This window comes from Bacillus sp. iso_77 (assembly GCF_056173625.1).
The window spans coordinates 3,509,622-3,521,135 of sequence record NZ_CM149683.1; the positions used below are offsets into that span (position 1 = coordinate 3,509,622).

14 protein-coding genes are annotated in these 11,514 nt (G+C 43.5%); 3 read left to right on the forward strand and 11 right to left on the reverse strand.

Features of this window, described 5'->3' with window-relative positions; all coding sequences use genetic code 11:
• Positions 1–18: 18 nt before the first annotated feature.
• From AC0VYC_RS18070 to AC0VYC_RS18100, 7 genes are all read right to left on the reverse strand, one after another.
• Positions 19–789 (reverse strand): ABC transporter ATP-binding protein, encoded by a 771-nt coding sequence (locus tag AC0VYC_RS18070; protein WP_024719523.1) that lies wholly within the window; start codon positions 787–789, stop codon positions 19–21.
• Positions 776–1,762 carry a FecCD family ABC transporter permease gene (locus tag AC0VYC_RS18075; protein WP_475388980.1) on the reverse strand — a complete coding sequence of 329 codons (987 nt, stop codon included), beginning with the start codon at positions 1,760–1,762 and terminating at the stop codon, positions 776–778. Before AC0VYC_RS18075 ends, AC0VYC_RS18070 begins: the two co-directional genes overlap by 14 nt.
• Positions 1,763–1,795: 33 nt before the next feature.
• Entirely contained in the window at positions 1,796–2,683 is an 888-nt protein-coding gene (gene isdE, locus AC0VYC_RS18080) for a heme ABC transporter substrate-binding protein IsdE (RefSeq protein WP_045033776.1), read from the reverse strand.
• Between the two features lie 77 nt (positions 2,684–2,760).
• A complete protein-coding gene (locus AC0VYC_RS18085) occupies positions 2,761–4,569 on the reverse strand; it encodes an NEAT domain-containing protein (protein ID WP_268430374.1) in 1,809 nt (602 codons plus the stop codon).
• A 19-nt stretch (positions 4,570–4,588) separates the two neighbouring features.
• Positions 4,589–5,245, reverse strand: coding sequence for a heme uptake protein IsdC (gene isdC, locus AC0VYC_RS18090; protein ID WP_110487238.1), 657 nt, complete (start codon positions 5,243–5,245; stop codon positions 4,589–4,591).
• 20 nt (positions 5,246–5,265) lie between these two features.
• A complete protein-coding gene (locus AC0VYC_RS18095) occupies positions 5,266–5,724 on the reverse strand; it encodes an NEAT domain-containing protein (RefSeq protein ID WP_058337097.1) in 459 nt (152 codons plus the stop codon).
• A 370-nt stretch (positions 5,725–6,094) separates the two neighbouring features.
• Positions 6,095–6,427 (reverse strand): winged helix-turn-helix transcriptional regulator, encoded by a 333-nt coding sequence (locus AC0VYC_RS18100; RefSeq protein WP_007497926.1) that lies wholly within the window; start codon positions 6,425–6,427, stop codon positions 6,095–6,097.
• Positions 6,428–6,606: 179 nt separating this feature from the next.
• Here AC0VYC_RS18100 and AC0VYC_RS18105 point away from each other — a divergent pair, with 179 nt between their 5' ends.
• Genes AC0VYC_RS18105 through ribD form a run of 3 tightly spaced genes read left to right on the forward strand, consistent with a single transcriptional unit; the run spans position 6,607 to position 9,317 of the window.
• A complete protein-coding gene (locus AC0VYC_RS18105) occupies positions 6,607–7,500 on the forward strand; it encodes a VOC family protein (RefSeq protein WP_096882044.1) in 894 nt (297 codons plus the stop codon).
• On the forward strand, positions 7,478–8,239 hold the full coding sequence (locus AC0VYC_RS18110; protein ID WP_008345606.1) for a GTP cyclohydrolase II: 762 nt from the start codon (positions 7,478–7,480) through the stop codon (positions 8,237–8,239). The genes AC0VYC_RS18105 and AC0VYC_RS18110 overlap by 23 nt, the downstream gene beginning before the upstream one ends.
• Positions 8,226–9,317, forward strand: coding sequence for a bifunctional diaminohydroxyphosphoribosylaminopyrimidine deaminase/5-amino-6-(5-phosphoribosylamino)uracil reductase RibD (gene ribD, locus AC0VYC_RS18115; protein ID WP_475388984.1), 1,092 nt, complete (start codon positions 8,226–8,228; stop codon positions 9,315–9,317). Before AC0VYC_RS18110 ends, ribD begins: the two co-directional genes overlap by 14 nt.
• Positions 9,318–9,386: 69 nt before the next feature.
• Here ribD and AC0VYC_RS18120 read toward each other — a convergent pair whose 3' ends face one another.
• The 4 genes from AC0VYC_RS18120 to AC0VYC_RS18135 form a co-directional block, all read right to left on the reverse strand.
• A complete protein-coding gene (locus tag AC0VYC_RS18120; RefSeq protein ID WP_024719529.1) occupies positions 9,387–9,752 on the reverse strand; it encodes a VOC family protein in 366 nt (121 codons plus the stop codon).
• Between the two features lie 169 nt (positions 9,753–9,921).
• On the reverse strand, positions 9,922–10,776 hold the full coding sequence (locus tag AC0VYC_RS18125; protein WP_024719530.1) for a polysaccharide deacetylase family protein: 855 nt from the start codon (positions 10,774–10,776) through the stop codon (positions 9,922–9,924).
• Positions 10,777–10,841: 65 nt separating this feature from the next.
• Complete coding sequence (locus tag AC0VYC_RS18130) at positions 10,842–11,171, reverse strand: PTS sugar transporter subunit IIA (protein WP_008345614.1); 330 nt, start codon at positions 11,169–11,171, stop codon at positions 10,842–10,844.
• 19 nt (positions 11,172–11,190) lie between these two features.
• Positions 11,191–11,514: a PTS sugar transporter subunit IIB gene (locus AC0VYC_RS18135; RefSeq protein WP_008345616.1), complete on the reverse strand. Its 324-nt coding sequence runs from the start codon at positions 11,512–11,514 to the stop codon at positions 11,191–11,193.

The following is an 11,514-nucleotide window of genomic DNA, read 5'->3' on the forward strand; positions in this document are numbered from 1 at the left end:
ACCTGCTTTTTGCACAACTTATATGCCTACAGGCACGATATACATCCCTGTTTCTGCATCCTGCTTAATTGTGACGGACACATGATAAATGTGCCGCACCATCTCTTCTGTTAACACATCATTTGGCCGTCCTTCGCGGATAATTTGTCCATCTTTCATGGCGATGATGACATCACTATAGCGAATCGCCTGATTCATATCGTGCAGGACCATCACGATGGTTAATCCATGCTCGACATTGAGCTCTCGAATGAGCTCCAGAATGTCAAATTGATAATACATATCCAAATAAGTCGTCGGTTCATCTAAGAAAAGGATCGGTGTTTTTTGCGCTAAAGCCATCGCAATCCATACACGCTGCCGTTCTCCGCCTGACAATGAGGCGAGTGGCACCTTTCGCTTATCCGTCAGCTTTGTACAGGACAGTGCCCACTCGATTGCTTTCTCATCCTCTTCCTTGTCACTGCCGCGCATCGTCTGGTAGGGCGTTCTCCCAAATGCCACGACTCGTTCGATCGTTAAATCGAGCGGCGCTTCATTTTGCTGATGTACGACTGCCAGCTTTCTCGCGAGTTCCCTTGGCTTGAACGCATTCAGTTCTTGCCCATCTAAATGAATCTGTCCTTTATGTGGACAATGGTTATGTGCCATCAAGGAAAGCAGTGTGGATTTGCCCGAGCCATTTGGACCGATAATGGTGGTGATTTTCCCCTTTTCAATCTTTGTAGTGACCGATTGAACAATATCCCTCTGCCGATCATAGGAAAACGACACCTCACGAATGTCCATGAAGACGATCCCCCCTTCTTAATAAAAAGATCAGAAACGGCCCGCCAATAACAGCCATGATTGTAGAAGCAGGGATTTCATTTGGTGCCACAAGCGTTCTGCCGAGCGTATCAGCCGTCAAAATGAGCAAGGCCCCGCTTAACGCAGAAAATGGAATCAGTACCCGATGGTCCGAGCCGACGAGCCTTCTAGAGATATGGGGAATGAGCAAGCCGACAAAGGCAATCACGCCCGCTACCGCAGCAGTCACCGCTGCTAATAACACCGCCGTGATTGAAATCAAAAGGCGCATTCTGGTCACACGCAATCCTAAGTTTTTTGCCGTCTTATCTTGAAGGGCAAGCAAGTTACACCATCTGCTAAAGAAAAGCGCAACCACAAGCCCAATGACGCCATAGACACCGATTAAACGGACATCTCCCCACGTTTTCATCGTCAGATTCGACTGTCCCCACTGATTAATGGTGATATTGAAATAGCTGCAAATGGTCACAAACGCTTCTGCCATCCCTGTAAACATGGCATTGATGGCGATCCCCACCAGAATCATTCGAATCGGGCTTAAGCCGCCTTTCCAAGACAACACGTATACGAGGAAGCAGGCAATTGCCCCGCCTAAAACTGAAAATAAAGGAGAGTAGAAATAAAATTGAGGAAGCGCTGTAATTGCCATTAAAGAAAAGAAGCTAGCTCCTGATGAAATACCAATAACACCGGCATCTGCTAATGGATTCCTCATCACAGACTGCAAGAGGACACCGGAGACAGATAAAGCCGCCCCTGTAAACATCGCAATGAGCATGCGGGGGATTCTTAAATCTTTAATGATTTCTACCTGTGCATGTTGACCGGTCATAAGCCCTTCCAATAATTCAATTGGTGTAACATGAATGCTCCCCGTAATGGCGGAATAAATAAATACGCCGGCTAGTAAGAGACTGACTATCAGAAATAAAATCCCTGTTTTTTTCATCTTGAACGTCCTTTTATCATTAAGATTCGCCGCTTATGACGGATACAACATACGAGTCAATTCATCTAATGCCTCTGCTGCCTTTAAGTTGCCTGTTGTCCCGAATAAGCTTTCTTCGAGGTCGTACACCCGGTCTTGTTTGACCGCATGGAAATGTTTCCAGATGTCATTTGTTTTAAATTCTTGATCAAACATTTTGACGACTTCATCCGGCATCCCATGTGCGGCACGGAGAATGATATCTGGATTGGCTTTTTGTAAATACTCCGTATTGGATGCCAAATACTCCATTTTCTCACCTTTTACGATGTTCTTTCCTCCTGCAATACGTACAAGATCACCGATATACGAATTCTCTGTTGCCACTAAATAACTGCCTGGTACACCAAGCAAAATGAGAACGGATGGCTTCGTCTTTCCCTTCGTTCTCTCTTGTATGTCTTTCTTTTTTTGTTCAAAATCATCCACAATGCGTTTCGCTTGTGTCTTTCTATCATATTTTTCTCCAAGCTTTGTGATGGCGTTCTCCATCTTGTCCAGGCTCTCAAGGTTGAGGTATGTCGCAGGGACAGAAGCTTGTTGAAAAGGCGTTTCTAAATCATATTGAAGGGTCGTGACAGACAGGACATCTGTCGGTTGAAGTGATTGGATGATTTCCATGTCTGGGCTCATTGGGTTACCGACTGCTGGGAGTCCTTTGTATCGAGCCGGCAAGGATTTTTGACTTGTTGGCACCCCGACAAGATCTACCTCTAGCGCATCCATGATCTCAGCAGCAGCTACAGTCGTTGCCACAATGCGGGCATTTGATGCTGCGCTTTTTTTGCCTTTCGCTGAGCTTTCAGCTGATTGTGAGCAGCCTGCTAAGAAGACGCACACACATAGAGCCGTGATCAGGGTACATAACATTCGATGCTTCAAAAAACAGAAGCCTCCTTTCGAAAAAAAGGAAGTGGATGCGCCGAGATGAATGGCGCACCTCACTTAAAATAGATTCTTTATCTTGTACGAGTTTGATACTTTCTGACGAGCACGAATAGTGATCCGCCGAATAAAAGAATGTACACCCAAAGAAGTGAAGTATCTCCTGTTTTTGGGTTCAGCTGACCTGTCTCAGACTTGGTTTGGTCATCTGATGGCGTAAAGGTCATCTGCTCTGCACCCGTTTCCTCAGGGGCGAGATTCGCAAGCTGGCTTGGTTGAGAATCGTGATCATTTGGATTTTTCACAAAGCCGATGCTCTCATCGTCTCCGATTACCGTCGCAATTCCGCTTCCTTCACCAAGTGAAATGCCTTTCGTATCATAGACAAGTTTGACATCGTACTGCTCATGATAATTGGCAGCTGGAATGTCAATTTTCACGCGTGCTGCCTGATCACTGCTTACACTTTTTGCTTCATATTGAATCACTCGTGTATCTGCTTTTTGATCAGTCTTTGCAACTAGCGTCTCTTCAAATTTACCGCCGCTTCCTACTTGGAACGACGTGATGGCTGAGCTGTTCTTCACAGTGTATGAAACGAAATGGCGGCCATTTTTCACCACCAATGTCGCAGGGCTCACGACGTAATCGTTCATGCGAGAAAGCTCATCTTTGTCCGCTTTCTTCATTGAAAAAGGAAGCTTGTACACCCCGTCTTTTAGCTGAACTGTCTCTTGATTCGTTCCGCCGTTCGTTGTGTCTGGTGCTGGTTTATTTGGTTTTGGTGTTTCTGGTGTAGCCGGTGTTTCTTCCTCTATTTGACCGTCCTTCAGTGGAACGATACTTTTTGAATCAAATTGAAAACGAATATCGTACGTTTGATCATAGTGAGCGGCTGCTACCACAATGTGTACTTTTCCGTTAACTGCTTTTTTCAGATCAGACACTTCAAATGAAACCACTCTTGTGTTCTTTGCTTGATCTGTGCTCACGTTTTTCACTTCTTGATAAGAACCGTTTTTCTCTATTTTCAAAGAATCAACTGACGTATGATCCTTCACCGTAAAGGAAACGGTTTGCGTTCCATTTTTAACGGTTAAAGATGCTGGATGTGAGAAGTATTGGCTCATCCGAGATGCCTCATCCTCATCGCCCTTCAGCACACTGTAGTTGATACGATACACACCATCTTTTAATTGGTTCTGCGGTGAATCAACTGGTGTTGTGCCGTTGTTATTGTCTGGCGTTTCCGGCTGATCGTCTGGTGTTGTGCCGTTTTGATCATCCGGCTTTGTTTCGCTGTCACCTGGTGTCGTACCACTTTGATCATCTGGTGTTGTTTCACTGTCGCCTGGCGTCGTACCGTTTTGATCATCTGGTGTTGTTTCACTATCGTCTGGCTTCGCAGGCGTGACAAGTGTGAGACTGCTCTCGTCGAAAGCGATCTGTACGTCATACGCCTCATCATAAATAAAGCCGCCTAAGTCCCAGTAAATTTTGACCCAGCCATTTAATTTGGCTGATACATCGGCTACATCAAATTTGATCACACGCGTATTCGCTGTCTCATCTTCACTGACCGTTTCAGTGGTGACGAGAGAGCCATTTTGTTCGACCTTGAAATCTGTGATTTCTTTGCTTTGCTTCAGCGTCAAATAGGCAGTCGTCTTGCCATTTTCGATGACGAGCTTAGCTGGCTTTTCTGTATACGTATCCATCATGGATGCTTCAGTGCTGCCATTTTTTAAAATGGTGAATCCGGCCGTATATTCACCATCAACCAATGATGCCGCCTGAGCCGTTCCTTGAGGCAGCTGAAACGCAGTCAACAAACTGAATAAAACGAGCAGAATAGCTGTCTGTAGATGAAAAAGACGTTTCAAAAGATGACACTTCCTTCCGTTAATGCTTGATGATCCACTTTCTCGCTAAAAACCCGCCTGAACATAAGACAAGCACAAGGAGCCATCCCATCTGGCTTGTATCACCAGTTTGAGGATTTTCTTCTTGTTTTGTTTTGGTGGATGAATCAGTTGTTTTGGTTGTTTCCTTTGATGATTCTTGATGTTTTGCTGCACCTGCTGTTTCTTTTGAACTGTCAGAAGAAAGTGACTTGATGCTGCTTTCATCGAATTTCAGTTGGATGGTATAGTCATGATCATAATCAGCCGATTTGACTGTGACATGGATTTTTGACTTGATTGGTTTAGACAAACTCTGTGCTTGGAATTGAACAAGCCTTGTATTGGCTTTCTTATTCGTTGATAGAACCGTCGTATCAACATAGCCGCCATTTCCCGGCACTTTAAATTCCGTTACCCAGCTGCTGTTTTTAATGGTCATTTGAACCGTTAGCTTGCCATTTTTCACGATCACTTTTGCCGGCTTCAGCCAGTAATCATTTGCCATCGAAACTGCAGTTCCTTCCGCCTTCATCACAGTGTAATTGACGGAGTATGTACCATCATTTAATGAGGCAGCCTGTGCATTTGAAAAAGGCAGTATAAGTGCCAGCAGCAATGCAGCCATGAAGGCTGGCATCCTGATCCATTTTTTCATCAAATGAATTTCCTCCCTTTTTATTGAACAGTTGCTGCATCAAACTTGACGCGAATATCGTAATTGCCTGTATATCCAATGACCGGTACAGTCACACTCACTTTTGCTGGTACAACATCTGTCAGGCTGTTGACATTGAACTCTACCGTTCTCTTGTTGGCAGCTGCGTTTGTACTGATCACCTTCGCATCTTTGTAGACACCTTGATCCAATGTTTTAAAGCTTGTAATCCAAGAGCTGTTCGTTAACGTGACTTGCGCTTTGATTTTTCCGTCCTTCACAACAAGCTTAGCTGGTTTTTCAAAATACGTATTTGCTGTTGACGTTGAATCACTATCTGCTTTCCATACCACATATTGTGCTGAATATTGACCATCTGCTAAGCCTGCTGCTGAGGCAGAGCTAACCGGGGCTAGAGCAAACAATAGAACAAAGCTAAAGAATAATAAGACGTGTGATGCTGAACGAAGTGATTTCATATATATCCTCCTAAATGATATTGATAATTATTCTCAATAGACAATAAAAAAAATAACCTTTATCAGCGTATGAATCACACTCATAAATGATTATGATAATCATTATCAATAGAGACCAAAAAATAAATCTTTGCTTTTGACAAGTCAAAGATGTCTGTTGCTACATGATGTAGTGATACACGGTTTAGGTAATCTGTCCCATTCATGATACCATGGCATAACCTCCCCATTCCATTACAGGGAAAAGAACCCTCTTCTCCTTGATATTATATGATGAATGAAATTATTGTCAACATCATTTTTCATACTATTGACTTAGATTTCTGGAAAATCACAAAAAAAATCGATCAGGGACACTGATCGAAATCGATTAAGAAGGGACATGTTCACCCTTTTCACTATTTTTTCGCTCTAAAGACCAAGCATACATTTCCCGTATGACTGGTTCAATTTTCTTTCCTTGTTCTGTTAGTTCATATTCAATCCGCACGGGAATGTCGGGATAAACTTTTTTCTCAACAAGGCCTTCAGCTTCTAAATCTTTCAGCCTTTCTGATAATAACCGTCCGCTGATGTTCATTTCATTTTCTAGCTGACAAAAACGTTTTGGCCCTGTCAAAAGCTGATTGATGATCAGAATCACCCACTTCTTCCCTAAAATCTCCATGGCATCTGTAATTGGGCAGCCATCTACTTGAGCCATACTTTACTCCCTCCTGCTTTTCTCTACTTTTTTTCATTATAACATAATTAATTACTTGAAATAAGTCACTAACTATTATATAGTTTAGTTACTAAAAGTAACAAGGTAATCATTTTTATCAATTTTCAATAAACCATTGAACATGCAGATGCATATAACATGAAGGAGATGACCGAGCTTTGAATACAATAGAGCAGGTAAGATTAGGTGTAACAGAATTACATGTGTCCAGCTTTGAGCGTTCTTTGCCTTTTTATACAGACATTTTAGGTTTTACTTTATTAGAACAGACGGATTCTACTGTCACGCTTGGCAGCAACGCAAAGGAACCAATCCTTGTGCTGAAAGAAGATGTGCAGCTGAAAGAGAAGCCGGATCATGAGCCAGGACTTTATCATTTTGCGGTTTTATTACCTACCAGAAAAAACCTGGGCACATGGCTGGCGCATGTGCTCAAAAAAGGCTATCCTTTAATTGGAGCAAGCGATCACTTTTTCAGTGAAGCCATTTATTTAAGTGATCCAGATGGCATCGGCGTTGAGATTTATGCTGATCGTCCTCAGGACATATGGGTAGGTGAGCATGGAGAGCTGAAAGGTGGCGGAAATGCTCCGCTTGATGGAGATGGTCTCCTGCAAGAAGCCGCTGATTCCACCTGGGAAGGACTCCCGGCTGGTACAGTCATGGGACACTTGCATTTCCATCTCAACCCAGAAGAAGCCGATTCCTTTTATGTGAACACGCTCGGTTTTCATATCCGAATGGCTCCCCCAGCCAGCTTATTCGTTGCTGGTGGCGTCTATCATCACCACCTTGCCTTTAATGCATGGGGACGCGGGAGAAAAGGAGCCATTGATCCACGTTTTTCAGGAATTAGAAGCTATACACTGGTTTTCCCAAAAGAAGACGATAGAACATCCGTCGTCGAACGTCTGACAAAAGCAGGCGTTCACATGAACACGACAGGAAAAAGTAACGAATTTATTGATCCATTTGGCGTTCTCGTTCGTTTACAGATTGAAGAAACAGACAAAAAAGAAGGTGCAGAATATGGACAAACACACAGAGGTTAAAACAGCCATTTTAAAAGATAAAATCAAACGAGTACAGCAAGAAGACGGATTTATATATATCACTGGACCTATTAAACTGCCAGTGAATTTAGACGGTAGAACGGTCATGTTTAACTGGTATTCATGGTTAAAAGATGACGGGAAAGAACCATTATCAGATGAAGCTTTAATCGAAAGCCTTTCCTCCCGTGAGCTTGCAGATCATCAGCAATCAAGTGTCCTTGTTTACGGAGATTTCGAACATGCTGATGAAGCGCTGATCCGCATGCATTCCATCTGCCACACCGGCGATATTTTCGGAAGCAAACGCTGCGATTGCGGGTTCCAATTGAAACAGTCTATGCGGATGATTGAGGACAATGGAGCAGGCGCACTGTTTTATTTAGCCAACCATGAAGGACGCGGGATCGGTCTTTTCAGTAAAGCCATGGCCTACATCTTGCAAGAAAACGGCTACGATACAGTAGAAGCAAACGAAGCACTAGGCTTTGAAGATGATACACGTCAATATGAAGAAGCGATTGCTGTTCTTCAAACGTTGCGTACAAAGCCAGTCAGACTTATTACCAATAATCCGAAAAAGACCGATGCTATCAGTCATGCAGGCCTTTCTCTTTCTGGACGGATTCCACTTTGGGGTGATGTCTCTGAGTTCAATGAAAAATACTTGCAGACAAAAATTAACCGCTCAGGTCATATGAAGGCGGATCAAGAGGTGCGTACGATTGCCACATCATGAGCGATATATGAAACTAGCCCTTGAAAATGCCGAAGCAATGAAAGGTCAGACATCTCCCAATCCGCTCGTGGGGGCTGTGATTGTGCGAGAAAATGAAATTGTTGGGGTCGGGGCGCATATGAAGGCCGGCGAACCACATGCAGAAATCCATGCGCTCAAAATGGCTGGAGATAAGGCAAAAGGTGCCACGATCTATGTGACACTAGAGCCTTGTTCCCACCATGGCCGCACAGGCCCATGCGCTGAAGCACTTGTGAAAGCTGGCGTAGAAAAAGTAGTCGTTGCTGCACTGGATCCGAACCCGCTTGTTGCCGGGCGCGGGATTGCCATTTTACAAGATGCAGGCATACAAGTTATCACGGGCGTACTTGAACAGGAATCCATTCTGATGAATGAAGTATTTAATCACTTTATTACGAAAAAAACACCTTTCGTGACGCTCAAAGCGGGCATTACGTTAGACGGAAAAATTGCATCTGCTACGTCTGACAGCAAGTGGATTACATCAGAGACGTCCCGTTATGATGCACATCACATTCGCAGTATCAACGATGCCATCTTGGTCGGTGCGCAAACCGTCATTCACGACGATCCTTCATTAACAGCACGGATTCCAAACGGTCATCATCCAATTCGAATTGTCTTAGACTCTAAGCTGTCTATCCCGCTGACAGCAAAGGTGGTCACAGATCAAATGGCGCCAACATGGATCTTTACAACAAAACAAGCCAATGAAGAAAAACGAGCCGCTTTAGAAGAAGCTGGCGTCAGCGTCATCATGACGGATAGCGATACCCGGGTGCCCTTACAAGAAGTACTTCAAGTGCTTGGAGAAAGAAATATCTCCTCCCTAATGATTGAGGGCGGCGGGCAAATCAATGCCTCATTTTTAGAACAGCAGCTTGTCGATAAACTCGTCATCTACATGGCGCCCAAGCTCATTGGCGGACGACTCTCTCCTTCTTTTTTCGGAGGCGAAGGCATACGCCTCATGAGTGATGCAATTGAACTGGATCAACTCTCTCTTGAACCACTCGGAAAAGATATAAAGATAACGGGTTATCCTGTTTATCAATAACATACTTTCATAAAATAAGGATGTCGAGATTTTCTCGACATCCTTATTGTTTCTCACAAGATTTATTTTCTACAGTCTCTCTAAAAATTCAATTCGATTTCCAAATGGATCATCTACATAAAACCTGATGGCTCCATCTAACGGCTGATCTTCCTTTATAAGAATATGATGTTTCATTAATGTCTCTTTTAAATTTGATAATTTTTTTACTTGAAAAGCTGGATGAGCTTTTTTCGCTGCTTGAAACTGATCTTCAATGCCAATGTGAAGCTGTTGATTGCCACACTGAAACCAAACACCGCCACGTTTTGCTAGGTGAACAGGTTTAGGTATTTCCTTCATTCCTAGAATCTCCCCAAAAAACAAACGTGCTTTCTCTTCACTCCCCTTTGGGGCAGCTAACTGGACATGATCAATTCCAAGAAAATTTGACATCTTTGCTCTCTCCCTTTTCACATCATTTAAAAAACATTATGCGTGACGATCACGTCTAAGAATATATCTAGATGTGTACTCAAGCCCTATGATGTTGTCGATCCACAAAGCATCTCCACGAAACATGTCGTAAAATGTTTCATGTGAAACATCTGTGATCTAATATTGATCAATTTCCCTCTATCAGCCTGCCAAAGCTTTCGGGTGAAAGTCCCGGTGAAATGCGCAGGCGGTGTAATGACATCATGCCTTGTTCCTTTTTCGCATGTCCTGGTTCAGTGGTTACAGCCATTTCATATCCTGCTTCCTTCGCCAGCTTCAGTGTGTCTTCGTTATAGCGACCGACCGGATAGCTGACCATGATCGTTTGTTGAGAAAACCGCTGGTCAAAGAATACCTTCGATCCTTTTAATTCTTCTTCCTGCTGCTTCTGTGTTAAACGATTGAGTTCTAAATGATGAATGGTGTGACTCTCTATTGAAATACCATGCGCCATCATATCATCCATTTGGGCATCGGTTAAATGATGCGGACGGCCAATGGACTGCTCGATCATAAAAATCGTGGCTTTCATACCATATTCCTTTAAAATCGGAAATGCCTTTGTGTAGTTATCCGTGTATCCATCGTCAAATGTGATAAGAACATACTTTTCACTTGGTGTCGAATTGGTCGCGAGAACTTGATATGCCTCTTTCGGCGACAGCGTGACATAGCCGTTGTCTTTCAGCCATTTCATATGAGCCGCAAATTCGCTTTTTGGCACACGTAACGAATTACCGCTGGAAATACTGTGATACATCAAGATTGGAAGCGCAACGGGTTCCTTTTGCTGAATCCAGTTTTGTTTGTCTATCTCTGCCGCTTCAATTTGCTGCGTTTCTGTTGTTTCTTTCGTTTGTACTTGACCCTTTACCTCTTTGATGGCTTGCTGGTTTCCTTCTGTTTGCTGTTTCGTACCCATACAGCCCGAAATGAGCAGCATGACTAAACCAACTGCAAGCCACATACATGTTTTTTTCATTCACCAATCCTGCTTTCTCTTTATCTACCGAATGATTATAACAGAAATTGGTTATTCATTGACATCTATTTTGACAGGGTATTCATTTTTTTACACATTTCGATCATTTCAATGGCAAGCAGATGGATGGTCTCTGTTGTGAGCATTTGGTCTTCTGCATGTATGAGCAGTAAGGAAAAGGGAAGCTGTTCCCCTGCCGCCTCTTTTTGTATCAGCGACAAGTGCAGGTCATGGATGCTTCGAAACGCTTCCTCCCCTTTTTCAATCAACTGCTGTGCTGCTTCAAAGTCATCCGCTCTTGCTAGACGAATGGCTTCTACATAATGGCTTCGTGCCTCACCTGCATGGGCAATGATTTGAAAGGCTGCTCCCTGCATTTCCTCTAATACCGTCATCTGCTTCTCCTCCGATTGCTCAAGATTCATTTGCTAGTTTCAGTGCATGTTCTAGAATTTTTTCTCCATTCGCTGTTCCATATAATCTTACATTTACCACATCGACAGGTATATGATAAGGTGCCGCTGTTTTTTCTGCTGCCTTTCTCATAAAGCTAACTTGCGGTCCTAGCAAAATGACCTTTACATCGTCCCCATGCTCTTCTAATTCGTCCGCAATGGCCCCTTCAGGTATCGCATAAATTTCATAATCCAGCCCTTTTCCTTCTGCGGCTGCCTTCATTTTAGATACCACAATCGACGTCGACATTCCTGCTGCACAAGCGAGAATGATTCGTTTCAT

Coding starts and splice junctions, on each gene's coding strand:
- AC0VYC_RS18070 (WP_024719523.1), bottom strand. CDS start 789: ATGGACATTCGTGAGGTGTCGTTTTCCTATGATCGGCAGAGGGATATT.
- AC0VYC_RS18075 (WP_475388980.1), bottom strand. CDS start 1,762: ATGAAAAAAACAGGGATTTTATTTCTGATAGTCAGTCTCTTACTAGCC.
- isdC (WP_110487238.1), bottom strand. CDS start 5,245: ATGAAAAAATGGATCAGGATGCCAGCCTTCATGGCTGCATTGCTGCTG.
- AC0VYC_RS18095 (WP_058337097.1), bottom strand. CDS start 5,724: ATGAAATCACTTCGTTCAGCATCACACGTCTTATTATTCTTTAGCTTT.
- AC0VYC_RS18100 (WP_007497926.1), bottom strand. CDS start 6,427: ATGGCTCAAGTAGATGGCTGCCCAATTACAGATGCCATGGAGATTTTA.
- AC0VYC_RS18110 (WP_008345606.1), top strand. CDS start 7,478: ATGGACAAACACACAGAGGTTAAAACAGCCATTTTAAAAGATAAAATC.
- AC0VYC_RS18120 (WP_024719529.1), bottom strand. CDS start 9,752: ATGTCAAATTTTCTTGGAATTGATCATGTCCAGTTAGCTGCCCCAAAG.
- AC0VYC_RS18125 (WP_024719530.1), bottom strand. CDS start 10,776: ATGAAAAAAACATGTATGTGGCTTGCAGTTGGTTTAGTCATGCTGCTC.
- AC0VYC_RS18130 (WP_008345614.1), bottom strand. CDS start 11,171: ATGACGGTATTAGAGGAAATGCAGGGAGCAGCCTTTCAAATCATTGCC.
- AC0VYC_RS18135 (WP_008345616.1), bottom strand. CDS start 11,514: ATGAAACGAATCATTCTCGCTTGTGCAGCAGGAATGTCGACGTCGATT.